General features: G+C 59.0%; 29 protein-coding genes and 2 tRNA genes. 15 read left to right on the forward strand and 16 right to left on the reverse strand.

Annotated features, from left to right (window positions below; translation table 11 throughout):
* Positions 1 to 4: 4 nt before the first annotated feature.
* Both L901_RS00940 and L901_RS00945 read right to left on the reverse strand, forming a co-directional pair.
* On the reverse strand, positions 5 to 1042 hold the full coding sequence (locus tag L901_RS00940; RefSeq protein WP_003521575.1) for a cysteine synthase A: 1038 nt from the start codon (positions 1040 to 1042) through the stop codon (positions 5 to 7).
* Between the two features lie 122 nt (positions 1043 to 1164).
* Positions 1165 to 2604 (reverse strand): deoxyribodipyrimidine photo-lyase, encoded by a 1440-nt coding sequence (locus L901_RS00945; RefSeq protein WP_059752565.1) that lies wholly within the window; start codon positions 2602 to 2604, stop codon positions 1165 to 1167.
* A gap of 189 nt (positions 2605 to 2793) precedes the next feature.
* Between L901_RS00945 and L901_RS00950 the strand changes: the two genes are divergently transcribed.
* The 3 genes from L901_RS00950 to L901_RS00960 all read left to right on the forward strand — a co-directional run bounded on the left by L901_RS00950 (position 2794) and on the right by L901_RS00960 (position 4313).
* A complete protein-coding gene (locus L901_RS00950; RefSeq protein WP_003521573.1) occupies positions 2794 to 3063 on the forward strand; it encodes a DUF982 domain-containing protein in 270 nt (89 codons plus the stop codon).
* Positions 3064 to 3198: 135 nt separating this feature from the next.
* Positions 3199 to 3756: a methylated-DNA--[protein]-cysteine S-methyltransferase gene (locus tag L901_RS00955; RefSeq protein WP_059752568.1), complete on the forward strand. Its 558-nt coding sequence runs from the start codon at positions 3199 to 3201 to the stop codon at positions 3754 to 3756.
* A gap of 113 nt (positions 3757 to 3869) precedes the next feature.
* Positions 3870 to 4313: a TIGR02594 family protein gene (locus L901_RS00960; RefSeq protein WP_080817213.1), complete on the forward strand. Its 444-nt coding sequence runs from the start codon at positions 3870 to 3872 to the stop codon at positions 4311 to 4313.
* A 69-nt stretch (positions 4314 to 4382) separates the two neighbouring features.
* Here L901_RS00960 and L901_RS00965 read toward each other — a convergent pair whose 3' ends face one another.
* Positions 4383 to 4622, reverse strand: a complete 240-nt coding sequence (locus L901_RS00965; RefSeq protein WP_059752570.1) for a hypothetical protein — start codon at positions 4620 to 4622, stop codon at positions 4383 to 4385.
* A 167-nt stretch (positions 4623 to 4789) separates the two neighbouring features.
* On the opposite strand from L901_RS00965, the gene L901_RS00970 reads away from it, so the two are divergent.
* Positions 4790 to 5149 (forward strand): DUF2934 domain-containing protein, encoded by a 360-nt coding sequence (locus L901_RS00970; protein WP_059752573.1) that lies wholly within the window; start codon positions 4790 to 4792, stop codon positions 5147 to 5149.
* A gap of 85 nt (positions 5150 to 5234) precedes the next feature.
* Here L901_RS00970 and L901_RS00975 read toward each other — a convergent pair.
* Positions 5235 to 5309, reverse strand: a tRNA-Asn gene (locus L901_RS00975).
* A 176-nt stretch (positions 5310 to 5485) separates the two neighbouring features.
* Here L901_RS00975 and L901_RS00980 point away from each other — a divergent pair.
* Entirely contained in the window at positions 5486 to 5764 is a 279-nt protein-coding gene (locus L901_RS00980; protein WP_059752576.1) for a hypothetical protein, read from the forward strand.
* A 3-nt stretch (positions 5765 to 5767) separates the two neighbouring features.
* Here the strand turns inward: L901_RS00980 and L901_RS00985 are convergent, their stop codons facing one another.
* Positions 5768 to 6412: an exopolysaccharide biosynthesis protein gene (locus tag L901_RS00985; protein ID WP_003521567.1), complete on the reverse strand. Its 645-nt coding sequence runs from the start codon at positions 6410 to 6412 to the stop codon at positions 5768 to 5770.
* Positions 6413 to 6923: 511 nt separating this feature from the next.
* On the opposite strand from L901_RS00985, the gene L901_RS00990 reads away from it, so the two are divergent.
* From L901_RS00990 to L901_RS01020, 7 genes are all read left to right on the forward strand, one after another.
* Complete coding sequence (locus L901_RS00990) at positions 6924 to 7511, forward strand: YqaA family protein (protein ID WP_059752579.1); 588 nt, start codon at positions 6924 to 6926, stop codon at positions 7509 to 7511.
* Between the two features lie 138 nt (positions 7512 to 7649).
* Entirely contained in the window at positions 7650 to 8204 is a 555-nt protein-coding gene (locus L901_RS00995) for a dual specificity protein phosphatase family protein (RefSeq protein ID WP_059752581.1), read from the forward strand.
* 297 nt (positions 8205 to 8501) lie between these two features.
* Positions 8502 to 9614 (forward strand): ABC transporter substrate-binding protein, encoded by a 1113-nt coding sequence (locus L901_RS01000; RefSeq protein WP_183044061.1) that lies wholly within the window; start codon positions 8502 to 8504, stop codon positions 9612 to 9614.
* A 112-nt stretch (positions 9615 to 9726) separates the two neighbouring features.
* Positions 9727 to 10779, forward strand: a complete 1053-nt coding sequence (locus L901_RS01005; RefSeq protein WP_059752584.1) for an iron ABC transporter permease — start codon at positions 9727 to 9729, stop codon at positions 10777 to 10779.
* Positions 10776 to 11597, forward strand: coding sequence for an ABC transporter ATP-binding protein (locus L901_RS01010; RefSeq protein ID WP_059752587.1), 822 nt, complete (start codon positions 10776 to 10778; stop codon positions 11595 to 11597). The genes L901_RS01005 and L901_RS01010 overlap by 4 nt, the downstream gene beginning before the upstream one ends.
* Positions 11594 to 12049 carry a pseudoazurin gene (locus tag L901_RS01015; RefSeq protein WP_059752590.1) on the forward strand — a complete coding sequence of 152 codons (456 nt, stop codon included), beginning with the start codon at positions 11594 to 11596 and terminating at the stop codon, positions 12047 to 12049. Before L901_RS01010 ends, L901_RS01015 begins: the two co-directional genes overlap by 4 nt.
* Before the next feature lie 73 nt (positions 12050 to 12122).
* Complete coding sequence (locus L901_RS01020) at positions 12123 to 12620, forward strand: ferritin (RefSeq protein ID WP_059752593.1); 498 nt, start codon at positions 12123 to 12125, stop codon at positions 12618 to 12620.
* Positions 12621 to 12689: 69 nt separating this feature from the next.
* On the opposite strand, the gene L901_RS01025 is transcribed toward L901_RS01020, so the two are convergent.
* From L901_RS01025 to L901_RS01035, 3 genes are all read right to left on the reverse strand, one after another.
* Positions 12690 to 12893: a hypothetical protein gene (locus L901_RS01025; protein ID WP_020811145.1), complete on the reverse strand. Its 204-nt coding sequence runs from the start codon at positions 12891 to 12893 to the stop codon at positions 12690 to 12692.
* A 103-nt stretch (positions 12894 to 12996) separates the two neighbouring features.
* Entirely contained in the window at positions 12997 to 13257 is a 261-nt protein-coding gene (locus tag L901_RS01030) for a hypothetical protein (protein WP_020811146.1), read from the reverse strand.
* 138 nt (positions 13258 to 13395) lie between these two features.
* Positions 13396 to 13472, reverse strand: a tRNA-Pro gene (locus L901_RS01035).
* A gap of 219 nt (positions 13473 to 13691) precedes the next feature.
* Between L901_RS01035 and L901_RS01040 the strand changes: the two genes are divergently transcribed.
* Positions 13692 to 14228, forward strand: a complete 537-nt coding sequence (locus tag L901_RS01040; RefSeq protein ID WP_003521556.1) for a DUF1269 domain-containing protein — start codon at positions 13692 to 13694, stop codon at positions 14226 to 14228.
* 71 nt (positions 14229 to 14299) lie between these two features.
* Here the strand turns inward: L901_RS01040 and L901_RS01045 are convergent, their stop codons facing one another.
* The 6 genes from L901_RS01045 to uppC all read right to left on the reverse strand — a co-directional run bounded on the left by L901_RS01045 (position 14300) and on the right by uppC (position 20098).
* Positions 14300 to 14950: a hypothetical protein gene (locus tag L901_RS01045; protein ID WP_059752596.1), complete on the reverse strand. Its 651-nt coding sequence runs from the start codon at positions 14948 to 14950 to the stop codon at positions 14300 to 14302.
* 172 nt (positions 14951 to 15122) lie between these two features.
* A complete protein-coding gene (locus L901_RS26815; protein ID WP_003521552.1) occupies positions 15123 to 15272 on the reverse strand; it encodes a hypothetical protein in 150 nt (49 codons plus the stop codon).
* Between the two features lie 79 nt (positions 15273 to 15351).
* Entirely contained in the window at positions 15352 to 16593 is a 1242-nt protein-coding gene (gene uppF / locus L901_RS01050) for a polysaccharide biosynthesis O-antigen ligase family protein UppF (RefSeq protein ID WP_059752598.1), read from the reverse strand.
* Positions 16590 to 18143: a polysaccharide biosynthesis glycosyltransferase UppE gene (uppE, locus tag L901_RS01055; protein WP_059752601.1), complete on the reverse strand. Its 1554-nt coding sequence runs from the start codon at positions 18141 to 18143 to the stop codon at positions 16590 to 16592. Before uppE ends, uppF begins: the two co-directional genes overlap by 4 nt.
* Positions 18144 to 18366: 223 nt before the next feature.
* Positions 18367 to 19509, reverse strand: a complete 1143-nt coding sequence (gene uppD / locus L901_RS01060) for a polysaccharide biosynthesis type 4 glycosyltransferase UppD (RefSeq protein WP_059753178.1) — start codon at positions 19507 to 19509, stop codon at positions 18367 to 18369.
* 16 nt (positions 19510 to 19525) lie between these two features.
* Positions 19526 to 20098: a polysaccharide export protein UppC gene (gene uppC / locus L901_RS01065; protein WP_003521548.1), complete on the reverse strand. Its 573-nt coding sequence runs from the start codon at positions 20096 to 20098 to the stop codon at positions 19526 to 19528.
* A gap of 210 nt (positions 20099 to 20308) precedes the next feature.
* Between uppC and uppB the strand changes: the two genes are divergently transcribed.
* On the forward strand, positions 20309 to 22579 hold the full coding sequence (gene uppB, locus L901_RS01070) for a polysaccharide biosynthesis protein UppB (protein WP_059752602.1): 2271 nt from the start codon (positions 20309 to 20311) through the stop codon (positions 22577 to 22579).
* Positions 22580 to 22600: 21 nt separating this feature from the next.
* Here the strand turns inward: uppB and uppA are convergent, their stop codons facing one another.
* Both uppA and L901_RS01080 read right to left on the reverse strand, forming a co-directional pair.
* Positions 22601 to 23827, reverse strand: a complete 1227-nt coding sequence (gene uppA, locus L901_RS01075) for a polysaccharide biosynthesis GNAT family N-acetyltransferase UppA (protein ID WP_059752605.1) — start codon at positions 23825 to 23827, stop codon at positions 22601 to 22603.
* A 97-nt stretch (positions 23828 to 23924) separates the two neighbouring features.
* On the reverse strand, positions 23925 to 24137 hold the full coding sequence (locus tag L901_RS01080) for a DUF2842 domain-containing protein (protein WP_020811154.1): 213 nt from the start codon (positions 24135 to 24137) through the stop codon (positions 23925 to 23927).
* Between the two features lie 143 nt (positions 24138 to 24280).
* On the opposite strand from L901_RS01080, the gene L901_RS01085 reads away from it, so the two are divergent.
* Complete coding sequence (locus L901_RS01085; protein WP_059753181.1) at positions 24281 to 25384, forward strand: COX15/CtaA family protein; 1104 nt, start codon at positions 24281 to 24283, stop codon at positions 25382 to 25384.
* The last annotated feature ends 6 nt before the right edge of the window (positions 25385 to 25390 follow it).

Below are 25390 nucleotides of genomic sequence, written 5' to 3' on the forward strand. Positions count from 1 at the left end.
GTCCTCAAACGGTTTCGTACGGAACCGCAATCTCGCTTTTCGTCGCCAGCCATTGCGGAATCGGAAGCCCCTTGGAGCGCAGGAAATCCGGATTGAAAAGCTTCGACTGATAACGATTGCCGTAGTCGCACAGTATCGTCACGATTGTATGCCCCGGACCGAGCTCGCGGGCAAGGCGGATTGCGCCGGCAATGTTGATGCCGGAGGAGCCGCCAAGGCAAAGGCCTTCCTTCGTCACCAGGTCGAACAGAACCGGCAGCGCTTCCGCATCCGAAATGCGATAGGAGAAGTCAGGCGTAAAACCTTCCAGATTGGCGGTGATGCGCCCCTGTCCGATGCCTTCGGTGATGGACGAGCCTTCGGATTTCAGCACGCCGTGCTTGTAAAATTCATAGAGAGCCGCACCCTCGGGATCGGCAAGGCCGATCTTGATGTCGGGGTTGAAATCGCGAAGGCCATCGGCCACGCCCGCAAGCGTCCCGCCGGAACCGACCGAGCATATGAAGCCATCGACCTTGCCATCCGTCTGGTCCCAGATCTCAGGGGCCGTCGTTTCGATATGGGCCTGACGGTTGGCGATATTGTCGAACTGGTTGGCCCAGATCGCGCCGTTCTCATCAGTCGCTGCAAGCTGTTTTGCCAACCGCCCGGAGACCTTCACGTAATTGTTCGGGTTGGAATAGGGAGCGGCCGGAACTTCGACCAGTTTGGCGCCGAGAAGCTTCAGCGCGTCCTTCTTTTCCTGGCTCTGCGTCTCGGGAATGACGATGACCGTCTTATAGCCCAGCGCATTGGCGACCAGCGAAAGACCGATGCCGGTATTGCCCGCAGTACCCTCCACGATGGTGCCGCCCGGCCGCAGCTGACCGCGCCGCTCGGCGTCGCGGATGATATAGAGTGCGGCGCGATCCTTCACCGACTGGCCGGGATTGAGGAACTCCGCCTTGCCGAGGATTTCACACCCCGTCGCTTCAGAGGCGGCTTTCAGACGGATGAGCGGCGTGTTGCCGATAGCACTGAGCGCAGAGGAGTGAATGGTCATGATTGAGCCTTCTTGTCTGAGCGGAAATTAGGTGCCGTTATGTCCCGTTACAACCGCCTCAAGGCAAGAAATTATCTTCCCGGCTTTGGCTTAGCCACGCAAAATTTTGCCGATACCCAATTTTATGCGTTCTTCTTGACGTCGGCATAGGCCGCAAGCGCTCTTTCCCGCGCTTTTCCATGGTCGACGATCGGCAGCGGATAGGTCTTGCCAAGTTCGATGCCCGCCTTCTTCAAGGCCTCTTTCGGCGCTTCGAACGGCTTGTGGATGTATTTTCGCTCAAGCTTTTCCAACTCCGGCACGAAATGGCGCACATAGTCGCCATCGGCGTCGAATTTTTCGCCCTGCAATATGGGGTTGAAGATGCGGAAAAACGGCGAGGCGTCCGCGCCCGAACCCGCCACCCATTGCCAGTTGGCGGCGTTGGAGGCCGGGTCCGCATCGACAAGCGTGTCGCGGAACCATTTCTCACCCTTCCGCCAGTCGATCAGCAGATGTTTAATGAGGAAGGAGGCCACGATCATACGCACCCGGTTGTGCATGGTGCCGTGTTTCCACAATTGCCGCATGCCGGCATCGACGATGGGGTAACCTGTCATGCCGCGCGTCCACGCCGTGAAGGATTTTTCATCGTCTCGCCAGCGGAAGGCGTCGAAACTGTCGTTCCAGTTCTTTTCGTCCAGTTCGGGAAAATGAAACAGCAGGTGGTAGCAGAATTCGCGCCAGACGATTTCCTTGCGAAAACGGCTGATATCGTTTGAGGCGATATGGCGGGAAAGCCCCTTCGTCGCGTGCCAGACGGTAGAAGGCGATATTTCGCCGGACGCCAGATGCGGCGAAAGCAAAGAGGTGGCGTCCTTTGCCGGAAAGTCGCGGCCTTCTTCATAACCCTTCAAAGCGCCATCGATGAAATCGTCAAGTTTTTCCCGCGCCCCGCTTTCGCCGGGAGACCATATGTCGCCGAAGTGTTTCGCCCAGTCCGGCTTGGTGGGTAACAGTTTCCAATCGCCGGGCTTTTCCGATTTCGGCCACGTCTCCGGCGCCTTCAGGCCCTTGGGCGCATCCGCCGGCGCGTGCGGCTCCTCGCCGCCCTCCAGCGCCCGCCAGAAGGGCGTATAGACCCGGTAGGGACCGCCGGATTTCGTCTGCAGCCTCGATGGCTCATGCAGCAGATGGCCGGAAAAGCTGCGGACGGTCAGGCCGTCATCCCGAAGCGTCTGTTTCAGCGCCTTGTCCGTCGCCATACCGGCGGGATCGTATCGGCGGTTCCAGAATACCGCCTCCGCACCGGTTTCCGATATCAGATGGCGCAATGTCTCGCCGGCATCGCCGCTGAGAAGCACGAGGCGACTGCCGATTTTCTCCAGTGCGGCGGCGAGGGACGTGAGGGAGTGATGAAGCCACCATTCCTGTGCGCCGCCCAGCGGGCCACATGATTTTTCCCTGATATAGACGGGGATGACGGGGCCGCCATGCTCCACGGCGGCAAGCAGGGCGAGGTTGTCCGAAAGGCGCAGGTCCTTGCGGAACCAGACGATGGCGGGGGAGGCTGTTGTCGGCATGAAAGGACCCGGTTCACTTCCGCTTGAACGAGTGTTGAAACGCTTTGTTCCGCAAATCGGCTAGAATGGAAAGATGGAGGCGCATGGTTTTTCGAGGGTTATTTTTTCGCCCTTGAAACCGCTGATAAAGGGAACCAACTGGAGGAGCCGGCGTTTGTCGCGGGTTAATAGAGCATGGAAGTGCAATCAATGTTGCTGAATGACGTTAAGTGGGAAAAGCCCGTTACCATCTCCCTTGAAAACGGTGCTCCCCGGATTTTCAATGGCGTTTACGAAGCCTTCGATTTTCTCCAGCACGAATGGCCTGAGCGTGGCGACAAGGTGCATGAACAGGCGCTGCGTCTGTGCCGCGCCTCGCTGATGGGCGACGTGGCGGGGGAAATTGCCCGCACGGCCTTCGTTGCCGCCAGCCGGCAGGCGCAGTGCCTTGTGGAAGAGCCGGGCAAAATCGCGTCCTGAACGGATTTTCGGAACTGATGCGTACAAGGCCACCCGCAAAAAACGGGTGGCCTTGTTTGTTGAGGAGCAGGAAACGGGTTGTTTCGAATGCGGGATATGGCATCGTGCATGCAAAAAAGCGGATGAGCGACGGCAATGAGCAACCACTACGGCTATATTGTTTTTCCCACAGCCCTCGGCCATTGCGGTCTCGCATGGGCGGGGCGGGGCATTGTGCGCCTGCAATTGCCCGGTTCTGATGCCGGCGAGACCGAAAAACTTCTCCAGAAGCGCCTGCCATCCGCCTCAATCGCCGTTCCCGAAACACACACGCGTGAGGTGATTGCGATGATCACCCGTTATTTCGGCGGCGAGGAGATCGATTTTACCGCCGTCGAACTCGATCTCGCCGGGCAGGAGCGTTTTTTCCTCGATGTTTACGCCGTTGCGCGGCAGATCGGCTGGGGCGACACGACGACCTATGGCGGCATCGTAAAGACCCTCGGTCTCGGCATGGAAAAGGCCCGCGATGTCGGTCAGGCCATGGCGAAAAATCCGGTGCCGCTGATCATTCCATGCCACCGGGTTCTCGCCGCCGGCGGCAGGCTTGGCGGCTTCTCCGCACCGGGCGGAACCACCACCAAATTGCGTATGCTGGATCTCGAAAATGCCGGCCGCAGCCGCGCCGATGAGGCGCAGGGCAGCCTGTTTTGAAGCAATGACAGATCAGCGCACATGAATAGGCGTCTGATTTCTGCCCATTTCTCGTCAAATTGTCGCTAAATTGTCACAATACACGGGCGCCCTCTAACATAAGGGCGAGACGTTTGAGAGTATCCGCGTTAATTCTATCGGTTGCCTTGTCTTTTACAGTCGTTGCATCGGCCTCCGCCGGCATGCTGAACCAGGCAGAAAAATACACCGGGCTGCACGAGTCCAAGAACAACAAGAGCCTCAAGAACATTCTTGGCGCAAATCCCCGCAGCACCCCATGGTGCGGCCTTTTCCTGCATGCGGTCGCCAGCAAGGCCGGCCGGCAATCTCCCAAATCCTATGGATTTGCGAAGTCCTGGACATCCTTCGGTTATGCCGTGCCCGTCAGTCAGGCAAAGCCGGGCGATGTCGTCGTCATTCGCAACGGCCGTGGTTACCATGCCGGCATTTTGAAGAGCATGAGCGGCAAGACCGCCCAAATCCTCGGCGGCAATCAGTCCGGCCGGGTGCAGGTGTCGAACTTCAACCGCAAGGCCATCGTTTCGGTCCGCCGATAAACCTCCTGACATTTTTGACGGCATTTTTCGATAAAGGCGGGCTTTGACCCGCCTTTTCCATTTTTGGGCCTAGGGCTGTTCTCTGGCGCCCGGCGCTGCGTCGCGCTGATCGTCGTCTTCCAGATCGGTTGCCACGATAAAGGCATCCTCATGCTGCCGCGCCGCCTGCCTGCGGGCCCGAAGGCTGATCGATTCATCCGGATAGATTTCACTGTCTTTGGACTTCAGCTCGCTGTCGGTTTCAAAATCCGCCACGTCTTTTTGTTGAATATCGAGAGGTTCGGGATTTCTGGGCCTGGTGCCGGTCATCGGAATTCTCCTGCTGTTGTCGGGGAGCAAACGATCGGTCGGCAAGGCGGTTCCTTCGCTCCTCGCGAAATCCGCATTTACGGCTGTCGAAGGCGGAACAAACTCTGGCTTTTTCGGGTTTTCCATGGGCAGAATAAAGCCGGTGCTACGAAAAGAGGGAGGCCGTTATGGACCACGATCGCGAAGCCAAAATCCGGGAAAGAGCCCGCGCAATATGGGAGAAGGAAGGAAGACCGGAGGGACACCACGAACGGCACTGGATGGAAGCGGAGCAGGAAGTCTCCAGTAACGCAGGCAAGACGAAATCGGCCAGCAAAAGCGGCACAAAAAAATCCCCTGCAACCAAAGCACCGGCCAAAAAACCGAAGTCACCGGCCGTAAAGTCGCTTCAGAAAGAGCAGAAGGCATCTCATCCCGAGAAGGATGACGATTTGACCGAGAGCCTTGAAGAAAGTTTCCCCGCAAGCGATCCACCGGCGCTCACCAATACAACGCGGGCAACGAAACGCGCACCGAAGAAAGCCTGAAGCCTTCAGGCGCAGAAAGCGCGATACGTCAATCCGGCCGGGAAGAAAGCCGTCTTACGCTCTTCATCATATGTTTTGAGAGAAATGGCTCCCCGGGCCGGATTCGAACCGGCGACCTGTCGATTAACAGTCGAATGCTCTACCGCTGAGCTACCAGGGAACGTCCACCGCTTGGCGCGGTGTGAGCGGGGTAATACAAATGCTTTTCCGATTTGCCAAGCGGTTTTTTCAAAAAAAACGCATTCCTCTTGTTTTATCCCTCCAGAGTCCCGATTTTCCGGGCTTATCGCCGGTGAAAAAATTATCCACAGGCCAGATGCAAAAGGGCAGGATGGAATGAAATTCGGTATCGACCACAGAACGCACCGCCTCCATGTCGGAAAATGGAGCTTTGCCATGCCGCGTTCGCGCGTCGGCAGGATTGCGACGGGCTCGGCGCTGGTGGTGGGCGGAACGCTGGGTTTCCTGCCCGTGCTCGGCTTCTGGATGATTCCGCTCGGTCTCGTCGTGCTTTCCCACGATCTGCCGGTGGTTCGCCGCCAGCGGCGACGGCTGGCGGTCTGGTGGGCATCGCGGCAGAACCGCCGCGAGACCCGCAATGGCGGTCGGCAATAGGTCTTATGCGCCGATGGAGCTGCTGATGCCCTGGCCGGCCCAGAAGGCCGCATAGGCGAGCGCTGCGAAATAAATCGCCGTCAGCCCCAGAAACAGGTAGCCGCCGAGCACGGTGACGCCATCCCTCTGAATCATCCCGGCTGAAAAAAGCAGGATCGCAACGCCTGGAAGGGTGTTGGAGAAGGGAATGAAGCCGAGCGGCATCATCAGCAATACGCCCGCCGTCATCAGCGCAAGCCCGTTTATGCGGTTGGCGATAATGCCGGTCGTCAGCGCGGGAATGCGCGGGCGAATGAAACCGTCGAGCTTGGAGACGATGGCGACGCCTTTTTGAAGGGCTGGAACGAGCTTTGCCGTCTCCATCTGCCGGTCGAGGATTTTTGCCGGCAGCCATGGCAGGCGGTTGAGGGTGATTGCGAGGCTGACAAGGATGATCGCCGCACCGAAGACCGTGCTGACGCCGGGAATGGAAACCGGGATGAGAAAGGGCAGGGAGGCGATTGCGCAGATAAGCAAAAGGCCCTGTTCGCCGATCGCTTCCATCAACTCGCGCAACGTGATCGTCTGACCCTGCAGCTTTCCTATCAGCTTCTCAAGCGTCGTGCTGAGCTTTTCAGACGTATCAGTGAATGCGAATTCGTTCGTCATGCGGCTTCCCGGAAGTTGTTTAACTCCGGGATTGATAACATCCATCCGGCCCGATGCCTATCGCCGATAGAAAAGGGGCCTCATCTCATTTGGTCGTGCGGTTCGCCTGGATCAGTGCGAAACCCAGTTGCTGTAGGCGCCTGCAAGAAGAACCACCAGCAGAATGACAAGTATGACCGGATTGATCGATGTAACGAAGTTTACATAGTCCATGATAACTTCCTCCTCACTCCTCCACCTCGTATTCTACAGCAAAAAGGCGAGTTCATCTACCGCAGGGTGAAATTTCGCATTGCAACAACCGGCTTGCGGTGAGGGCTGGAAATGCTCGTCTTTATGATTTTTTGCGATGCAAAAATAAATTTTCCAACATTTGCCATTCTCTTGCGTTGTCTCTAATCCTCATTCGGGGCCGGTCTCTCCGGCCCGCCGGCAACCGCATGAATCACCGCCGATATGCCTTGGCTCCCGCCTGCCTTCACTCCGCAACACTCTTCCCCGGGGACACGACATGCTGAAAAACATCTATGCCTGGACGATGGCGCTCGCCGCGCGCAAAACCGCCGTGTGGTGGCTGGCAATCGTGGCTTTCGTGGAAAGCTCCATCTTCGTCGTGCCTGCCGATGTGCTTTTCCTGCCCATGGTGCTGGCCAGACCGAAAAAGGCGATGTTTTATGCGCTCGTGGCAACTGTCGCCTCGGTTCTCGGCGGCATCGCCGGCTGGTTCCTCGGTCATTATGCCTTTGAAAGCATCGCGCGGCCCATTCTCGAATTTTACGGCAAACTCGACAGCTTCGAGCATCTGAAGAACTCGGTCGACTACGAAACCATCGTTCTCCTGCTGGTGACATCGGGGCTTGCGCATCTGCCGCCGATCAAGGTCGTGACGATTCTTTCCGGCGCGGCCAATATCAGCCTTGGCCTGTTCATTCTTTCGGCGGTCGTCACGCGCGGCGCACGCTTTTTCATCCTTGCCGGATTGCTGCAGAAATACGGGGAATCGGTGCGTCATTTCATCGAAAAACGTCTTGGCGCCATCACCGCGGCGGCGGCCGCCGCGCTCATCGCGGTCTATGCGGTTTACGTTTTCGTGCGTTGATCGAGCGCAAATTTTCTACTCTTACAATACTGTCGCATAACTTTCAGCTTACTGTCAGAATCCGCCTGTATCGGTTCTCTCGTCGAATGAGGGAACCGTTTTATTATGAGAAGATTCTGGAAGTGCTCCTTTGGGGGCATGGGTATTGCTGTGCTTGCCGCAGGCGGTTATCTCTACGCCATTCAGCTCCTGGGCAATTTTCACGAGGTTGTCGCAGGGCAGCTTTATCGCTCCAATCAGCCGAGCAATGAGCAGCTCGTCCGCTATACCAAAGACCACGGTATCAGGACGGTCATCAATCTGCGCGGCGCGAACGAATCCAAGGCCTGGTATCGCGATGAGGTCGAAACCGCCCGCGAGCTGGGACTTAATCATATCGATTTCGGCATGTCGGCAAGCCAGGAGCTTGACATGAACAGGGTCAACGAGCTGGTCGCCATCATGCGCGATGCGCCGAAGCCCATTCTCATTCATTGCAAGGCCGGTGCGGACAGGACAGGCCTCGCCACCGCGCTCTATCTCAGCCGCGTGGCAAAGCTTGATGAGGAACAGGCGGAAAGCCAGCTTTCCTTCCGCTTCGGCCATATCGGCATTCCCTATCTCTCGGAAACCTATGCCATGGACCGGACCTGGGAAAACGTGGAAAAGATGCCCGTCATCGACGATTTCGCCATCGCCTCCAACGAGTTCTGAAGTCGGCTCGGGCACATTTCCCGCAGGGCAGCACTTCGATGATCTGAACGGGATCTTGCGTCCTGTCTCGATGACGGAGGTTATCGGGAGGGGCGCAATCCGCAGGTCGCAGCCGGCTGAGGGCGCGGCGGCGCAGCATCTATTGCCGTCGCCCAGTGCAATATTTCACGGCATGCATTTTTGCCAAAAATGGCAATTTTCATTTTTATATTAGCAACTTATGTGATCTTGCGATTTAAGTTGACTCATAGTCTCACCTTTTATACAGCGGCATTGTTTCAACTTCTGGATCGCATCATGACCCGCAAAACATTTATCGGCGGCCTTGCCGCATCGTTCTTATCCGTTTTCTTTATCGCACCTTCCGCCACCGCCGCAGAGAAGACCATCACCGACGTCATCGGACGCGAGGTGAAGGTTGATCTTCCTGCAAAACGCGTCGTTCTCGGTTTCTATTTCGAGGACTATATGGCGGTCGGTGGCGAAAAGGCCTATGATTCCGTCGTCGGCATTTCCCGCGAAGCGTGGGAAGGCTGGGTTCCCGCCAACTGGAAAATGCATCTCGCCCACCGCGCTTCGCTTACAGATATTGCCGATGTCGGCGAAGTCGAAGCCCAGACCTTCTCGGTCGAAAAAGTGCTGAGCCTCAATCCCGATCTGGTGATCCTGGCGGATTGGCAATACAAGGCGCTCGGTCTTGATGCCGACCGTCTGGAAGAAGAGGGCATTCCCGTCGTTGTCGTCGACTATAACGCCCAGACGGTCGAGCGCCACGTCGCCTCCACCCGGCTGTTCGGCGAACTCACCGGCCAGCAACAGCGCGGCAAGGAAATTGCCGAATTCTACGCCGGTTCGCTGAAGGATGTCGCCGAACGGGTGGCGAAATCCGGTCAGCCGAAACCGAAGGTCTATGTCGAATTCGGCAATAAGGGACCGGCCGAATATTCCTTCACCTATGGCAAGAACATGTGGGGCGCCATGTCCACCGCCGCTGGCGGCGACAATATCGCAGCACCCTTCGTCGAGTGGTGGGGGCCGATCAATCCCGAGCAGGTTCTGGCTTCGAAGCCTGACGCCATCTTCATTTCCGGCCGTGAAAACAACAAGAACCCCGCGGCGCTGCCGATGGGGCAGGCGGTGAAGGCTGCGGATGCCCGCGAAAAGCTCAAGGCCTTCGAAACCCGTCAGGGCTGGAGTGAAGTGCCGGCCATCAAGAACGGTCAGCTGTTCGGTGTCTATCAGGGCGCGTCGCGCACGCTCTCCGATTTCGCCATGGTGCAATATATCGCCAAGCAGCTTTATCCCGAGCAGTTCAAGGATGTCGATCCGATCGCCAACTATCTCGGCTATTACAGGAAGTACCTGCCGGTCACGCCTGAAGGCACCTTTGCCATCGCCGTCAAGGATTGATGGTTCTGTCGCCGGCGGCGGAAAAGCACATTTGCTTGCCGCTGAAGGTTAAATTTTGCGGACGCCACTGCACGGCGTCCGCTTTTCAGCGTCTTTTTCAAACAGGTTTTCCATGACAATTGCCGCCCGCAATGCCGAAGCCATCGGTGCGCACCGGCTGCGTGAACGTCGTCGCTGGCGCGTCGTCTTGGTCTTTTTCGTGCTGATGGCGGTGAGCCTCGTTCTTGATATCGCCACCGGTCCCTCGCTACTGTCGCCCGCCGAAGTGGTGAAGTCGCTGACGGGCCTTGGCGAACGGGCGGCGATGACCGATTCCATCGTGCGCGGCCTCCGCCTGCCCATGGCGCTGATGGCGCTCGCCGTCGGAGCGGCGCTCGGCGCCGGCGGCGCGCAGATGCAGACCTTGCTGAATAATCCCATGGCAAGCCCCTATACGCTCGGCATGGCGGCTGCGGCGGGCTTTGGCGCCGCGCTGGTGCTTGCGCTCGGCGGTCTCGGGCTGGATGCGATGATTGCCGTTCCGCTCGGCGCTTTCGTCTTTTCCATGCTCGCTGCGCTTTTCCTTTTCATGCTGGCCTCCATGCGGCAAATGACGGCCGAAACCATCATTCTCGGCGGCATCGCGCTTCTTTTCCTGTTTCAGTCGCTGCTGTCGCTCATCCAGTTCCTGTCCTCGCCGGAACTGTCGCAGCAGATTCTTTTCTGGCTGTTCGGCAGCCTGACCAAGGCGACCTGGCCGACGCTTGGCCTGACAGCCGCCGTCACCGCCTTCTGCTGCGCCCTGCTGATGGCGGATTGCTGGAAACTGACGGCGCTCAGAATGGGGGAAATGCGGGCAGCCAGCCTCGGCATCAATGTGCGCCGGCTGCGTATGAAGGTTCTCATCATCGTCGCCATCATGACAGCGACGGCAACGAGTTTTGTTGGGGTCATCGGTTTCATCGGGCTGGTCGCGCCGCATATCGCCCGCATGACGGTGGGCGAGGATCAGCGCTTCTTCCTGCCGATGTCGGTGCTGAGCGGCGCGCTGATGCTTTCGGCAGCCTCGATTCTCTCCAAATCGATCATTCCCGGCGCTCTGTTCCCGGTCGGCATCGTCACCGCCATTGTCGGCGTGCCGTTTCTCCTGTGGCTGATTTTCGCTCCGAAGAGGCGCGGCCGATGATGGTTCTGGATAATATTTCCGTCGAACGGGGCGGGCATACCGTTGTGAGAGACCTCTCGGCACATCTGGAACCGGGGCACATCCATGCCGTCATCGGCCCGAACGGAACGGGCAAGACGACGCTTCTCAGAGCGATCTTCGGCGATCTGTCGCTCGCCGCAGGCGCGATCAGCCTCGGCGATTGTCGCCTTCAGGCCGGGGAAAGGGCAGGGCGGCACAGAAGGGACTGGCGGGATCGTTTCGCCTATATGCCGCAGGATACGGCGGCCGATATAGCGCTCAGCGTGCTGGAGGTGGTGGCGCTCGGCCGCTTCGGCAGGCTTTCGCTGCACATCGACGACGAAACGCTCGATCTGGCCATGACACGCCTGCATCAGGCCGGAATAGCCCATCTGGCGGGCAGGGAGATCGCCTCGCTCAGCGGCGGGCAACGGCAGATGGCGCTTTTCGCGCAGGTTCTGATGCGAGAGCCGCAGGCAATGTTGCTCGATGAACCGGTCAGCGCGCTGGACCTCAAGCATCAGGTGGCGCTTCTCGATCTGGTGCGGCGGGAAACCCGCGCCAATGGCCGGGTGACGCTTGTTGTGCTGCATGATCTCAACCTCGCCTGCCAATATGCCGACAACCTGCTGGTGATTTCGGATGGCGCGTTGAAGGCGACCGGCGCACCGGGCGATATCGTCACGCCGAAGCTCATTTCCGAGACCTATGGCGTTGCCGTGGAGGTTTTGCGCGACCGGCGCGGCAATCCCGTCATCCAGCCGGCGGGCGACCCGCCGCTCGAACATTTCAAAACCCTTGAAGGAATAATTGCATGAAACGATTTTTGATGACGCTTGCCACGGCTTTGGCCGTAATCCTGCCCGTCACGCCATCCCTTTCCGCCGAACACAAGATCCTGATGCTCAATTACGGCAAGGATGGCGGCATGGTGTTCGAGCCTTCCTATGTGAAGGCGGAGCCGGGCGACACCATTACCTTCGTGCCGCAAAATTCCAGCCACTATGTGCAGTCCTATGCGGTTCCGGAAGGCGTTAGCCCCTGGAAAAGCAAGCTCGATGAGGCCTTCACCGTCACCGTCGAGAAGGAGGGCGTCTATCTCTATTATTGCCCGCCGCATCTGATGATGGCGATGATCGGCATCATTCAGGTCGGCAAGCCCGTCAATCTCGAAGCCGTCAGACAAAAGGCCGAGAAGCTGCGGCCCAAGCTCGTCATGAAGGGCGAAAGGCTGGAGGCGGCGCTGGGGCAGGTGACGCCCGCACAATAACGCTCCGCCTTTCAGGCCGCGCCAATCCGTACCGTAAACCCGCTTCTTCAACCCCGAAACCAAGGATGAAACCATGGCAAACAAAGCGATCGAAACGACGCTGAACGATCTCCTCAATGGCGAACTGCGCGCCCACCATGCCTATCTTCAGGCGGCCGCATGGGCGGCGGAACGCAATCTCGACGGTTGCTATAAATTCCTGCTCGGCCACGCGGCGGAAGAGCTGGAGCACATGCACCGCATCTTCGGCTTCCTGAACGATCTCGGCGCACGCGTCACCTTTTCCGAACTGCCTGCGCCGCAGGTCACGGCAAACGACATCAAAGGCCTGTTCACCATCGTGACGGAGCACGAATCCCGCGTCACCGCCGCCATCAACGCGGCAGTCGATCTTGCCCACGTGGAAAAAGACCACGCCACCACCTCATTCCTGCAATGGTTCGTGGATGAGCAGCATGAGGAAGACAGCCTTTGCCGCACCATACTCGGCAAGATCGAGTTGATCGGCGACGGCCCCAATGCGCTTTACCTGATCGACCGCGAAATCGGTCAGCTGGCGGACAAGGGCTGATTGCTGCGCCAGTTTTCTTGCGCTCCACAAGCTGCATCGAACACGGCTTGTGGAGTGGACGCCGTCGGCTCAATCGCGTCCGATATCCGGCGTCCATCCGCGCGTATATCCCTTTCCCATAATGGCGACCGCCAGGGAAAGCTGTTCCTGCAAATGTTCGATTTCGCCGAGAAGGGCTTCGACAGCCGCCTTCGCATCGCCGTCATGACACTGGATGACATATCCCGCTATGTCGTCAGGCCGTATGGGGGTGATTTTTTCAGCGTCGGACATAGTGGATGACCTCTCTTTTGTTCACTAAATGTTCTAATTTTAGCAGAGAGTCAACAAGGCAATCGGCGTCGCCCTTTACAGTCCGGCACTGCGGAATTGAACTTTAATGGACCGACGGATCCTCGCCATCCAGAAAGCTGCGAATCCCGTCTTTTTCACAGGTGGCAAGGAATTCTTCCCAGGCGTCTTTGTCCGTCGCGAAGGGTTCGTCCCAGGTGGTGACATCGTCGTGCTCGCTGATGACTTCGAGCGTCCAATCCTGCTGGGTGCCAGCGGGCCGGTAGATGTCAACCAGAACCGTGATACCGTCGTCTTCAAACTCGCCCGAGAATTCTGAGTGTTCTATTTTCGTTTTCTTGGCCATCTCGGCACACCTCATTCTCAGGCCTGGACAAACGTATAGCCCAATCCGGGCTTTTAAATTCGCGCATGGCGCGGGTTACCAGATAGCTGAAACAAATATAGCCAGCTCTGGGGGAACTGGCTATCTATCTGATTTTAATGGTCGGAGCGGCGGGATTCGAACCCACGACCCCTTGACCCCCAGTCAAGTGCGCTACCGGGCTGCGCTACGCTCCGAACCTGAAAGCCGTTTATATATAAGCCTGTTAGGGCGCAAGCGGAAAATGGTCTTTTCATAAAAAAAGGAGCAAAGGGTGTGGATGGCGCAGAAGGGGACTAAGCAGCCCGGATGGGCGGCCGTCAAACGCATGACACATCCTCTTTCCATCATTGCCGGAACAAGCCGCCCGCTTCGGCGTTCAATCGCAGCGGAATTGAAACTCAGGGAGACGAACTATGTCCGAACTCGTCGTTGTTGGTTTTGACGGAACGGAAGTGGCCGACAGGGTGCTTCTGAAGCTTGCAGGCCTGAAAAAGGAATATCTGGTCGATCTGGAAGATGCCGTGGTTGTCGTTCGCGATGAAGACGGCAAGGTGCATCTGAAACAGAGCGTCAATCTGACGGCGATCGGCGCAAGCTCCGGTTTCCTGTCCGGCGGTCTCTGGGGCGGCCTCGTCGGCCTGCTGTTCCTCAATCCGCTGGCGGGATTTGCCATCGGCGGCGCCATCGGTGCCGGCACGGGCGCTCTTGCGGGTTCGCTGACGGATTTCGGTATCGATGACGATTTCATCAAATCGCTCGGCGAGACCATTCCCAACGGTTCTTCGGCGCTGTTCGTGCTGATCCGCAAGGTACAGCCGGAAAAGGTGCTGGCGGAATTCGAAGGCCTGCGCGGGCGGGTCATCAAGACGTCGCTGTCGCCGGCGCAGGAAGCGCAGTTGCAAAAGGCGCTTTCCGGCGGAGCCGAACCGGCTGCCGCACCTGCCGTCTGAGCAGACGATGAAAGCGAGGCTGCGGCAGGTTCCATGTCGCAGCCATCCGCTCGGGCATCGGGAAATTCGGCTTATACGGTCAAAGTGCCGTTTTTCGCCTGCGGCCAGGTGAGATAATAATAGCGGCTGCCGACGCTGCCGAAAAACGCGTTGTCGCCGGAAACGGTATCGACATAGGCGCCGGTCTCGCTTCTCGCATAGGCCGAGCCGTCGCGTTTGAGATGGTCTTTCAGAAAGTCGCTCCATCCCGTCATGGCGATATCCGAGGCCGGTCTGGAGGTGGTTTCTGTATCGGAGGCCACATCCCAGGCCTTGATTTGCGCACCCTCGGCAGGATCGGAGACGGTCAGCGTGCCGGCCGCCAAAGCCTCCAGCATGGCCTTGGCCTGCGAAGCCTTGTCCGGATCCGCGGTCAGTTCTTCCAGCGTCTCCTTCAGCTCCTTCATGAAATCGGCCTTGGTAATATCGCCGGAAGAAAGCTGGGTGTCCGTGTCGTCGGTCTGCGTATCCTCGTTCGAGGTCTGGGCATATTGCGCCAGAAGCTGCGTGAGCCGCGTGTTGGTGGAAGACGAGGAGGAGGTGGTGTCCAGCCCGTAGGAATCGAGGAGAGATGTCCGCGTTGAGGAGGATGTGGCGGCGGAATTGTCTTCCTGCTCCTTGATGGCCTTGAGGGCCAGTCTGGTGGCGGTGAGGCGTGTGGACAGGTCGATGGACGAGACCATTGCGCTAGCTGTTTCCTTGATCGGGCGATACGCATCATTCGTACCGAACCGGCTCGGCGGGCATCGATCCCGCCTTTCGTCTCCTCTCATAAGAAGACCGGGCGAATCCCGACCGTGTTCGGCTTGGGATACACCCGGTCTTAATGGTCGGACTTTGCGCGACGCTTGCGGATCAGTTCTCCTGAACGGAGACGCCGTTCGGGCCGATATTCATCTCGATCCCCTTCGGTTTGCTTTCCTCGTGCCAGACATAGATGCCAAGGCCTGCGATGACCACGATGAGCGCGCCGATGATGAGATAGAGATTATTGGTCTGCGTCATTAAGATGTCTCCCCGTTTGACAATCAGAATCGGGGGCCAAACGCATGAAATGGCGTAAGGTTCCGTAAGGGGAAGCATTTTAGGCGGCACGCGTGCGGCGGCGCAGGCTTTCGCGTTTTTCAAGCGCCATGCATCCCCACAATATGCCGAGCAGCAGGAAGAAGTGTCGCCAGTGATCGGTATCGATGACGGCGCCGATCATCACATGCCCGACGAAAGTTACCCAGGAAATGATGAGGAACGGCTGCCAGGGCCGTGGCCGCAGCAGATGCCTGAAGCCGGCGGCAATGGTCCAGCAGATCAACACGAGATAGATCACGAAACCGAACCAGCCATGCGTCGTCAGGCTCTTCAGCCAGATATTATGTTCGGCGGCGGGAAAGATATTGTCGAACACCATGGGGCCGATACCGAGCGGGTGTTCCATGGCGAGCAGGAAGCCGAGATAGTGGCGGGCAAAACGCCCGAGATGGCCGCCATCATAAGATTGCACCGCCGAAGCGCGGCTGGAGAACAGGTCCGCCACCTGCTTGAACTGCAACGCGATGATGACCGCTGCGACCATCAGCCCGGCGGCGACGAGAAACAGCACGAGGATCTTCAGGCGAAACGCGGCCGTCCGCTCCTTCAGCAGCATCACGAAGACGAGGAGGATGGTGGCGAACAGAAACAGGCCCCAGGCCGCGCGCGAGAACGACAGGAACACAGCAAGCGACAGGATGAGCAGCCCGGCGATCCGCCAGGGCGCATGCATCGCCTTGCCGGTGAGAAGGCCGTAAATAAGGTAAAGCGAGGGCGTCACCAGAAAGGGACCGAAAACGTTCGGGTCCTGAAACGCGCCCTTGGCGCGGTCGTAAAGGGTGAAGACCTCGAAACCCGGAATGGCGTGGAAATATCCGATGATGCCGAGCAGGGCGGTGATCAGCGCCGCCGCAAGCCAGGCCCGGAAAATCAAAAGCAGCCGCTGGTATTTGTCCTCTATGATCGCCGCATAAAAAACCGAGGTCAGCGCCAGAAAGGTCGAGACGGCGAGATAAAGCGGTCCCTCGTCCAGATCGGCCATGGTGGTGAGCGAAAGATAACCGCCGACATTGAAGGCAAGCAGCAGGCACAGAAGCAGGATGACGGTGCGCGAAAGGCGAAGGCCGAGCAGGAACCACAGGGCCACCTGTCCCACCATCATCAGCTCATAGGGCGCCGGCTCGGAAATGACGAAACCGGAAAGGAACACGCCGAATGCGATGAAGAACGAACCGACGAGCCGCATGGCGGCCAGCGGCGCGTCGAAATCCGGTGCGTGCTGGTAGCCGGTGTGGGTCAATAGGCGTTTTCCGATTTCAGCAACCGTATCGGCGTGAGGAAGAGGATTTTCAGATCGAGGAACAGCGACCAGTTCTCGATGTAATAGAGATCGTATTCGGTGCGGAACTTGATCTTGTCGCCATGGTCGATCTCGCCGCGCCAGCCGTTGATCTGCGCCCAGCCGGTAACACCGGGCTTTACCTTGTGGCGCGCGAAATAGTGCTCCACCACCTCGGTATATTTCAGGTCGCCCGTCTGGGCATGAACGGCATGCGGGCGCGGCCCGACGAGCGAAAGGTCGCCATAAAGAACGTTGAAAAGCTGCGGCAGCTCGTCCATCGAGGATTTGCGCAGGAAGCGGCCGACGGGCGTGACGCGCGGGTCGTTCTTCGTCACGGCCTTTTTCGCGGTCGGATCGCTGAGTTCCGTATACATGGAACGGAACTTCCAGACGTTGATCGTCTCATTGTTGAAGCCGTGGCGCTTCTGCTTGAAAAGGACCGGGCCTTTCGAGGTTGTTTTCACGGCAATTCCCGCGCCCACCATCACCGGCCATAAAAGGGCGATGCCGATGAGGCTGAAGGTGATGTCGAACACCCGTTTCGCCACCGAATCCCAGTCGCGGATCGGCTTGTCGAACACATCGAGCATCGGCACCTTGCCGACATGGGAATAGGCGCGGGGGCGGAAACGCAATTTATTGGCATGCGCTGCGATGCGGATATCGACCGGCAGCACCCACAGCTTGCGCAGAAGCTGGAGAATGCGCGCCTCGGCGCTGAGCGGCAGGGCGATGATCAGCATGTCCAGCTTCGTCAGCCGGGCAAATTCCACCAGCTCCGCGAAGGTTCCGAGCTTGGGATAGCCGGCGACAACCTCGGGAGAACGGGCGCTTTTCCGGTCATCGAAGATACCGCAGATGCGGATATCGTTATCGGACTGCTGCTCCAGCGAGCGGATAAGGTCCTTGGCGGTATCGCCGCCGCCGACGATGACGGCACGGCGTTCCATGACGCCGTTGCGGCCCCAGTGGCGAATGGCGAAGCCGAGGATCAGCCGCCCGGCGAAGATCGCCACCGCACCCGTTGCATACCAGATGCCGAAGGCCTGCCAGGAATGCAGCGCATCGGGAAAGAAGAGGAGAAGGAAACAGGCAATTCCCACGAAGGAGAGACAGACGGCACCCTGAATGCGCGCGAACATCTTCAGCGGCGTGCGCAGCGTCGGAAGCTGATAGCAGTCACCGGCCTGTAACAGAAAAACACAGAGCGCCGCCCCCAGCACGCCGCCACCGAAAACCGACAGAAAGGTTTCGAGACCGCGATCGGCTGCGATGCCGTTGACGATGGCGGCGATGACGACGAGCATCGTGAATTCCAGAAGCCGCAATTGCCCGATCACCATGTTGGGTGAATGGTTGCCGGCGCGAAGCTGGTTGGCGATCTGCCGTGCAAGCGGATTGAGAACGACGGTTCCGGAGGCCGAAGCCCCGCCGGCTTCATGGTCGGAGAGTTTCTTGCGCAATGACGCCAGATCGAATTGCAGTCTGTCCTTGTCAGTCTTGGTCATTGCTTTGGTCCGCACCCTCCAGCGCATCGGCCTTAAAATCGCATTGGATTTTCGACCGGAACGATGCGCAACCTCAAAGTGGTAGAGCGCCCTTTGTGCATCCGAATGGACACGCGCGCTCTACGAGCAGAAAACTAGCCGAAACATGCTAAGAAACGTTTATGATGAGTTTCTACAGGACGGCCGGAATATACAATTAAAAATCGTGTTTTTGAAATGGCTATTAGGTCGATAACAGGTCGCGATAGAGTTTCATCATCTCATCCGCCATGACCGGGGTTGAAAATTTCGCCTTGAAGCTGTCCGGGCGAGGCATGATCCGCTGCGCCCAGCCGGCATCCTCGGCATCCTTGACCATGATCCGTGCCAGCGCATCGGCGTCGCCAGCCGCTACGAGCGCCTCGCTGTCTTCTCCAAGGACTTCGGGAATACCGCCGACATGCGAGGCAATGACCGTTTTTCCCGCCGCAAGCGCTTCGAGCACGATATAGGGCATGGCTTCGGCGCGCGACGGCACCACCACTGTCGTTGCCAGTTCGAAGGCCTGCCTGGCGGGCATTGCCGCATGCATGGAAATCCGTCGGGAAAGCCCGGCCTTGTCGATCATCGCCGCATATTTGTCCCTGTCCGGTCCGTCGCCGACGATCACGCCGGTCATCGGCTGGCCGATGCTGCGTTCCATTTTTGCAAATGCCCTGATGAAGACATCCGGTCCCTTGAGGTCGCGCAACATGCCGATATAGAGAAAACGGGCCGCATCTTCGCGGGCGGGTACGGTTTCGAACTCGCTTTCCTGCACGCCGTTATAGATCATCGCAGTGCGGGTGCGTGGCCTGCCGACCTTGGCCTCGTAAGTCGCCTGCTCGAAATTGCAGACGAAACAGAGCGCATCGGTGAAATGCTCCTGAAACCGCTCCAGCCGCAGGAAAAGCTGCCCCTTAAGGCTGTTTCGAGCATAATGCAGGCTGCCGCCATGCGGTGAATAGAGGCGGGCTACGCGATACCTGTTCGCCCGCAGGAGTGAGCCGATCAGCCGGGCAAGAGCGCCACCCTTGGCGCTGTGTCCGTGCAGAATGTCCGGCCGCAAACTTTTGATGTGTTTGTATGACTTATAGAGCGCCAGCAGATCGCCGGGGCTGATGGACCGCCGGATGGGCAGGCGGGTGAGGCCAAGCTCCAGCATCGGGGTGATCTGTGCGAAAAGCCGTTCCTCATGCGCGCCGCCGGTGGAGCTGTCGCAGACGATGCCGACCTTGTGGCCCTGTTTCACATGTTCTTCGATGAGGTCGCGCACATGGCGGAAGACACCGCCCACCGGGGAGCGGAAGCAGTGAATGATGCGCAGGGGAGGGCCGTCATTCGACACGTTCGCCACTCCGTTTTCAGAAGAAGCGTTCACGCACATAGACGGTATCGCCGGCCAGAATGGGCGCGGTGATACCGATCCGGCCGGTCATCACCTCGGCATTGATCTTGCGGGTGATGTCGACATCGGCCTGATTGGCGCGCGGGGTGAAGCCGCCGGCAATGGCGATGGCGTTTTGCACGGTCATGCCCGGCACGTAGGAATATTGGCCGGGACGGCCGACTTCGCCCATGATGAAGACCGGGCGATAACGGTCGATCTCGATCGTCACGTCCGGATCGCGAAGATAACCCTGGCGCAGTTTGGCGGCGATGGCGGCTTCGAGCTGCGGCAGGGTCTTGCCGCGTGCCGGAACCTGGCCGACGAGCGGGAAGGCGACATAGCCGGCCTGATCGACCGTATAGGTATTGGTCAGCCCGGTCTGCTCGAACACGTTGATGCGCAGCCTGTCGCCGCTATCGACATGATAGGGCTGCAGGGCGGCCTCGTTAAAGGACCTCGGAGCGGGTTGATATGCCGCGCAGCCGGAAAGGGCCGTCAGAACGGCGAGCGTCAGTGCGGTGACATGTCGTGATCCGGCGAGCGGCATCTCATCTGGCTCCGAGTCGAACTTTGATCATTCTTATCGTTCTGTTAGGGTTAATGTGCGGTAAACGAGCAGCGCGAGCGGTGGTAATATCGGCTTTATTTCGTCGGATTCGCCGGGATTAACTGTTGTGTTACCGGCAAGACTTAAACTTCGCGAAAATTGACCATCTATATTTGAGCGCCCGAGGTTTGTCTCGGTTACGGAGCCCGCATGAACGGCGATCGCATTGACGACAGGGATGTGGATATCGATCTTGCGCAGCTTGTCGCGGCCATATGGCAGCGCAAGGGCCGGATCGCGGCGATCACGCTTCTGGCCGGGGGCGCCGCCTTCGTGATCTCAAGCATGATGTCGCCCGCCTACAAGGGCGAGGCGCGCGTGCTGATCGAATCCCGCGCGGCCTCCTTCGGCGCCTCGCAGCAGTCCAATGCGCCCGCCGAACCCGTGCTCGATGAATTGACCGTTTCCAGCCAGGTGCAGATCCTGCAATCGGTCGACCTCATCAAGCAGGTCGCCAAAGACATGAAGCTTTACGAGCTGGATGAGTTCGATCCGGAGGCCCATCCTTCGCTCATCTCGCAGCTCCTGGTCGCCGTCGGCGTCAAGAAGGACCCGCTTCAGGTGCTGCCCGAAGAGCGGGTGCTGAAGGCCTTCCGGGAAAAGCTGCAGGTCTATCAGGTCGAAAGCTCGCGCGTCATCACGGTCGAATTTTCCTCGCAGGATCCGAAACTTGCCGCCGCCATCCCAAATGAGATGATGAAGGCCTATATTGCGCTACAAAGCGGCGCGAAGCTGGATACAAGCACGGAAGCGGCGCGCTGGCTGGAGCCGGAAATCGCCAATCTGCGCGAAAAGGTGCGCGAGGCCGACAGGAAGGTCGCGGATTACCGCGCCTCCTCCGATCTTCTCTCGGCGGGGCAGGGCGAAACGCTCGCCACCCGCCAGCTCAGCGATATCTCCACCGAACTTGGCCGTATCCGCGGAGAGCGCGCCAATGCGGAGGCGCGGGCGGAAGGCGTGCGCAGCGCGCTTGCAAGCGGCCGCCCGCTCGATACTTTTCCCGATGTCGTCGGTTCCCCGACGATCCAGAGGCTGAAGGAAAACGAAACGACGATCCGCAGCCAGATTTCCGATCTCTCGTCCTCGCTGCTGGAAGGCCATCCGCGCATCCGCGCGCTGCGCAACCAGCTCGACGGCATACAGCGGCAGATTCAGGAAGAGACCCGCAAAGTGCTGGCAAGTCTCGAAAACGAGGCCAATGTTTCGCGCCTGCGGGAACGGCAACTGGTCCAGCAGCTGAACATGCTGAAATCGGAAAGCGTGCGTGCGGGCGAACAGCAGGTCGGCCTCAACGATCTGGAGCGGGAAGCCTCGGCGCAAAGGCAGCTTCTGGAAACCTATCTTGCCCGTTACCGCGAAGCGACGTCGCGCGCCGGCTCGGTGGATTCCACGCCGGCCGATGCGCGCGTCATCTCGACGGCGGTGGAGCCGCGCGAACCCTATTTCCCGAAGACGGGCGCCATCACCATCGTCGTGACGCTGGCTGCCTTTCTGCTGTCCTGCATCGTCGTCATGCTGGTGGAGCTTTTCACCGGCCGGGCTTTGAAACCGATGGGCAGGAACCAGGTTCCGCCGCTCTCCGATCCGCCTTCTCCTTCGCGTGCTCCAGCCGATCCGGACAAGACCACGGACGTGCCGGAACAGCCTGTAGCGGCGCGCCATGAAACCATACAGCCCGCTGCGCGGACCATGCCGGTCGCGGCATACCAGCCCGTTGCCGAAGAGGAAGAACGGCATGTACCGGCCGTCGCCGCTGCTGCTGCCATACCGGCCTTGCCGGTGGAAGATGTCGCGGCTGCGAAAGAGGAGGCAATGGAGGAGGAAGTCGACACCGATGACGATTTCTCCATCGATGCCGTTGCAGGTTTCCTCGCCACCCGCCTTGCCAAACCGGTCGCCGCAATCGTGTCTCCGGCTGGTGATAGCGGTTCGACCACGAGCGTCATGCTGGCGCGCGCTTTGTCCGAAATGGGCCGTTCGGTCGTTCTCGTCGACATGACGGCGTCAGCCTGTCCGACGCGGTTGATGGCGCCGGAAGCCGGGCTTCCCGGTGTCATGGACCTTCTGGCGGGCGCGGCCGCCTTCGGTGAAACCATTCACGGCGACCGCCTGTCCGACGCCCATATCGTGCCGCGCGGTAATGCGCAGCCGCGCGAGGCCATGCGCGCGATAGACCGTCTGACGATGATCCTCGGTGCGCTCTCCGACGCTTATGATACCGTCCTCGTCGAGTGCGGCGCGGTGCAGATTTCGAGCCTCGGGAAAATGCTGCGCAACCTGCCGGCGGAAATCATCGTCTCGGTTCCCGGCAAGGATAGCGAATTGTTGGAAAAGACGCTCGGTGAACTGGTTGCTGAGGGCTATGAACAGGCATTGCCGATGACCGGCATGCGCAAGCCGGACCATCTGAGCGCGGCCTGAGACGCGGCAAAAAAAAGCTGCTCAGTCGGTGGCGGTGTCCATCTTCGAGCGTCCGGCGCGAAAACGCTGAATCAGCGCATAAAGCGCCGGATTGGATTTGATCAGGCTCTTCGTCCGGGCGATGGCGACATAGGCCGAGGCCGCAACACGACCCTTCAACGTCACCGGCAGGAATATATCGTGCTGCACGGTGAAAAGCGGGCACCAGCTGCGTTTGTAGAGCTGGTCGCCGACGCCGAAATCGAAGATCGCCGCCTTTTCGCGACATGCCCTTTCGATCATCAGCCAGAACAGTAATTCACCGGGGCTGAGTTCCGAAACGGATTCATCGATCGAACCGAACTGGCAGATGATGTGATCCTGCTTGCGAGAAAGGCCGGCTATCGCGGCGATGACGCCCTCGCTTTCGCCATGCAGGCGAATGGCATGCAGTTCCAGCAGACTGGCCGTGCCCGTCTCGGGAAAATTGGCCAGATCGTAGAAGAAATCCCGCACCGATTGATCCCGAAACACATCCGGAATGCCCTGCGAGGCGAAACGGGCGGCCTTCTGGCGGAAAAATGCCTGCAACAATTCGCACTTTTCCTGTGGCGACCGTGCGATCACGTGGCTGTAACCGCCCATCTCCTCGGCCCTGCGGCTCTGGATGCGGAATTTCTTCCGTCGCCTCTTGGCATTGACCTGCCGAAGCGTGGCCTCGAAACTTTCGAACAGGGGAAGCTGAAAGGCCGGATTCTGGTTTTCGACGGAAGCAAGATGCGAGAGGGGATTGGTCCTGTCGCGCCACGTCAGGGGTATGTTCTGCAACGCCAGAATATCGGCCCGGCCATGCAGCAGCTTCCGCGCCTCGCGGGCAATCGCCGCTGCGATTTCCTGTCCGGCCTGTTCGGCAAAGGAGGGGTCGAAAAGCCCCGTATTGATATTGTTGAAACGGCCGCCGGGAAAACGCGCCTTGCGGATGCCGCCTTCCAGTACGATTTCGAGCGGCAGCAGAAAGATCGTCTTGCCGCCCTGCCGGCCGCGAAGCGTCAGGAGCGCGCTATTCTGCGTCTGCGCCCAGATGGAACACCAGCCGAAACCCTGATGCAGTGAATTAAGCGGGTCGTTTTCCAGTCGCTCCCAGTCGGCACGGATGGTGGAGGCGTCATCGACCAGATCGATCAACAGACGATCAGCACCCCGCCGCTCGTTTTGCACGGCGGTCGGCGCTTGCTCGTCGCTGATAAAGACCGGCCCCTCAGCCGCCATTCACTCTCTCCGGTTGTTTCGGTCGGACTATATCGCTGAGCGGCAAACAATCGGTTTATAAAATTGCGACCTCTGGGTGTCATGCAATGATCGGCGCTTAACCCTGCTTTTTGGGTCCGGCCATCCATTTGATGATCAGCATCGCCGGCAGAACCCACAAGATTCCGGTCAGCACGAAATAAGCGAGATGCACCCACCAGGGCGATTGCGCCAGCGCCGCCGATGCAATTGCCGTCGCCACCACGGCGTAAACGACGACGAGGCAGATGATGACGATGGTGCCGATAAGCGATCTGAGGCGAGGGTGCATGAAGTCTTCCGTCATTGAGTATCTGCGCGGGACTATAGCGCCGCGACCGCATGCCGCAAACCCTGAGGCCTTGTTTTGTGGTGCCGGTTGGGGCTAATCAACATGACTGTATGAGGGAGACCTGAAAGATGCGTTCGAGCGGCATGACGATGGCAAATGGTTCTGCGGAAATGGTGGTGGAGGCTGCCCTGCAGAAACAGAAGAAGGACCGTCGCCTGCTGCGCATCTGGCTGCGCGTCGTGCTTTTCACGCTCTTCTGTCTCGTGCTCGTCGGCGGCGCTACGCGGCTTACCGAATCCGGCCTGTCGATTACCGAATGGAAGCCGATCCACGGCGCCATTCCGCCGCTTTCAGTCGCCGAATGGGAAGAGGAGTTCCAGCTCTACAAGCGCATTCCCCAATATCAGGAAATCAACAAGGGCATGTCGCTCGACGAGTTCAAGACGATTTTCTGGTGGGAATGGGCGCATCGCCTGCTTGCCCGCACCATCGGCGTCATCTTCGCTTTGCCGCTCGCGTTCTTCTGGCTCACCGGCCGCGTCGAAAAGCGCCTGCGCCTGCCGCTGGTCGGCCTTCTGGCGCTTGGCGGCTTTCAGGGCTTCATCGGCTGGTGGATGGTCTCTTCCGGCCTCGTCAACCGCACGGATGTTTCGCAATATCGCCTTGCCACGCATCTGACCATCGCCTGCCTCATCTTTGCGGGCTGCATGTGGATTTTGCGCGGGCTGTCGCATCATTCGCCTGAGGCCGCCGACGAAAAGACGGGCAGGGGTTTTGCCGCGCTGCTGACGGTGCTCTGTCTCTTCCAGATCTATCTCGGCGCATTGGTGGCGGGGCTGAATGCCGGCCTTTCCTATAATACATGGCCGCTGATGGACGGCTCACTGGTGCCGGGCGATCTCTTCCTGCAACAGCCCTGGTGGATCAACCTCTTCGAGAACCCCAAGACGGTGCAATTCGTCCACCGCCTCGGCGCCTACACGCTGTTTGCCGCCACGCTATGGCATATGGTGTCTATGGCGCGCGCCTTGCCTAATACACCGCATGCTCGCCGCGCGGTGCTGTTCTTCGTGCTCGTCTCCATTCAGGCGGCGCTCGGCATCACCACGCTTTTGATGCATGTGGATATTCACGTCGCGCTCACTCATCAGGGCATGGCGCTGATCGTGCTCGGTTTCGCCGTCGCCCATTGGCGCGGTTTCATCGGCGAATATCCGGCGCCCGTTGCGGTCGAAGTCAGGGATTGAAGCGGT

Source organism: Agrobacterium sp. D14 (genome assembly GCF_001526505.1).
GTDB classification, from domain to species: Bacteria; Pseudomonadota; Alphaproteobacteria; order Rhizobiales; family Rhizobiaceae; genus Agrobacterium; species Agrobacterium leguminum.

Coding starts and splice junctions, on each gene's coding strand:
- L901_RS00995 (WP_059752581.1), top strand. CDS start 7,650: ATGGGTATTGCTGTGCTTGCCGCAGGCGGTTATCTCTACGCCATTCAG.
- L901_RS00985 (WP_003521567.1), bottom strand. CDS start 6,412: ATGACGAACGAATTCGCATTCACTGATACGTCTGAAAAGCTCAGCACG.
- L901_RS01020 (WP_059752593.1), top strand. CDS start 12,123: ATGGCAAACAAAGCGATCGAAACGACGCTGAACGATCTCCTCAATGGC.
- L901_RS00940 (WP_003521575.1), bottom strand. CDS start 1,042: ATGACCATTCACTCCTCTGCGCTCAGTGCTATCGGCAACACGCCGCTC.
- uppE (WP_059752601.1), bottom strand. CDS start 18,143: ATGACCAAGACTGACAAGGACAGACTGCAATTCGATCTGGCGTCATTG.
- L901_RS01030 (WP_020811146.1), bottom strand. CDS start 13,257: ATGGCCAAGAAAACGAAAATAGAACACTCAGAATTCTCGGGCGAGTTT.
- L901_RS00965 (WP_059752570.1), bottom strand. CDS start 4,622: ATGACCGGCACCAGGCCCAGAAATCCCGAACCTCTCGATATTCAACAA.
- L901_RS00970 (WP_059752573.1), top strand. CDS start 4,790: ATGGACCACGATCGCGAAGCCAAAATCCGGGAAAGAGCCCGCGCAATA.
- L901_RS01085 (WP_059753181.1), top strand. CDS start 24,281: ATGACGATGGCAAATGGTTCTGCGGAAATGGTGGTGGAGGCTGCCCTG.
- L901_RS01025 (WP_020811145.1), bottom strand. CDS start 12,893: ATGTCCGACGCTGAAAAAATCACCCCCATACGGCCTGACGACATAGCG.
- L901_RS00950 (WP_003521573.1), top strand. CDS start 2,794: ATGTTGCTGAATGACGTTAAGTGGGAAAAGCCCGTTACCATCTCCCTT.
- L901_RS01015 (WP_059752590.1), top strand. CDS start 11,594: ATGAAACGATTTTTGATGACGCTTGCCACGGCTTTGGCCGTAATCCTG.
- L901_RS01005 (WP_059752584.1), top strand. CDS start 9,727: ATGACAATTGCCGCCCGCAATGCCGAAGCCATCGGTGCGCACCGGCTG.
- uppC (WP_003521548.1), bottom strand. CDS start 20,098: ATGCCGCTCGCCGGATCACGACATGTCACCGCACTGACGCTCGCCGTT.
- L901_RS01000 (WP_183044061.1), top strand. CDS start 8,502: ATGACCCGCAAAACATTTATCGGCGGCCTTGCCGCATCGTTCTTATCC.
- L901_RS00945 (WP_059752565.1), bottom strand. CDS start 2,604: ATGCCGACAACAGCCTCCCCCGCCATCGTCTGGTTCCGCAAGGACCTG.
- L901_RS26815 (WP_003521552.1), bottom strand. CDS start 15,272: ATGACGCAGACCAATAATCTCTATCTCATCATCGGCGCGCTCATCGTG.
- L901_RS00980 (WP_059752576.1), top strand. CDS start 5,486: ATGAAATTCGGTATCGACCACAGAACGCACCGCCTCCATGTCGGAAAA.
- L901_RS01080 (WP_020811154.1), bottom strand. CDS start 24,137: ATGCACCCTCGCCTCAGATCGCTTATCGGCACCATCGTCATCATCTGC.
- L901_RS00990 (WP_059752579.1), top strand. CDS start 6,924: ATGCTGAAAAACATCTATGCCTGGACGATGGCGCTCGCCGCGCGCAAA.
- uppA (WP_059752605.1), bottom strand. CDS start 23,827: ATGGCGGCTGAGGGGCCGGTCTTTATCAGCGACGAGCAAGCGCCGACC.
- L901_RS01010 (WP_059752587.1), top strand. CDS start 10,776: ATGATGGTTCTGGATAATATTTCCGTCGAACGGGGCGGGCATACCGTT.
- L901_RS00955 (WP_059752568.1), top strand. CDS start 3,199: ATGAGCAACCACTACGGCTATATTGTTTTTCCCACAGCCCTCGGCCAT.
- L901_RS01045 (WP_059752596.1), bottom strand. CDS start 14,950: ATGGTCTCGTCCATCGACCTGTCCACACGCCTCACCGCCACCAGACTG.
- uppB (WP_059752602.1), top strand. CDS start 20,309: ATGAACGGCGATCGCATTGACGACAGGGATGTGGATATCGATCTTGCG.
- L901_RS01040 (WP_003521556.1), top strand. CDS start 13,692: ATGTCCGAACTCGTCGTTGTTGGTTTTGACGGAACGGAAGTGGCCGAC.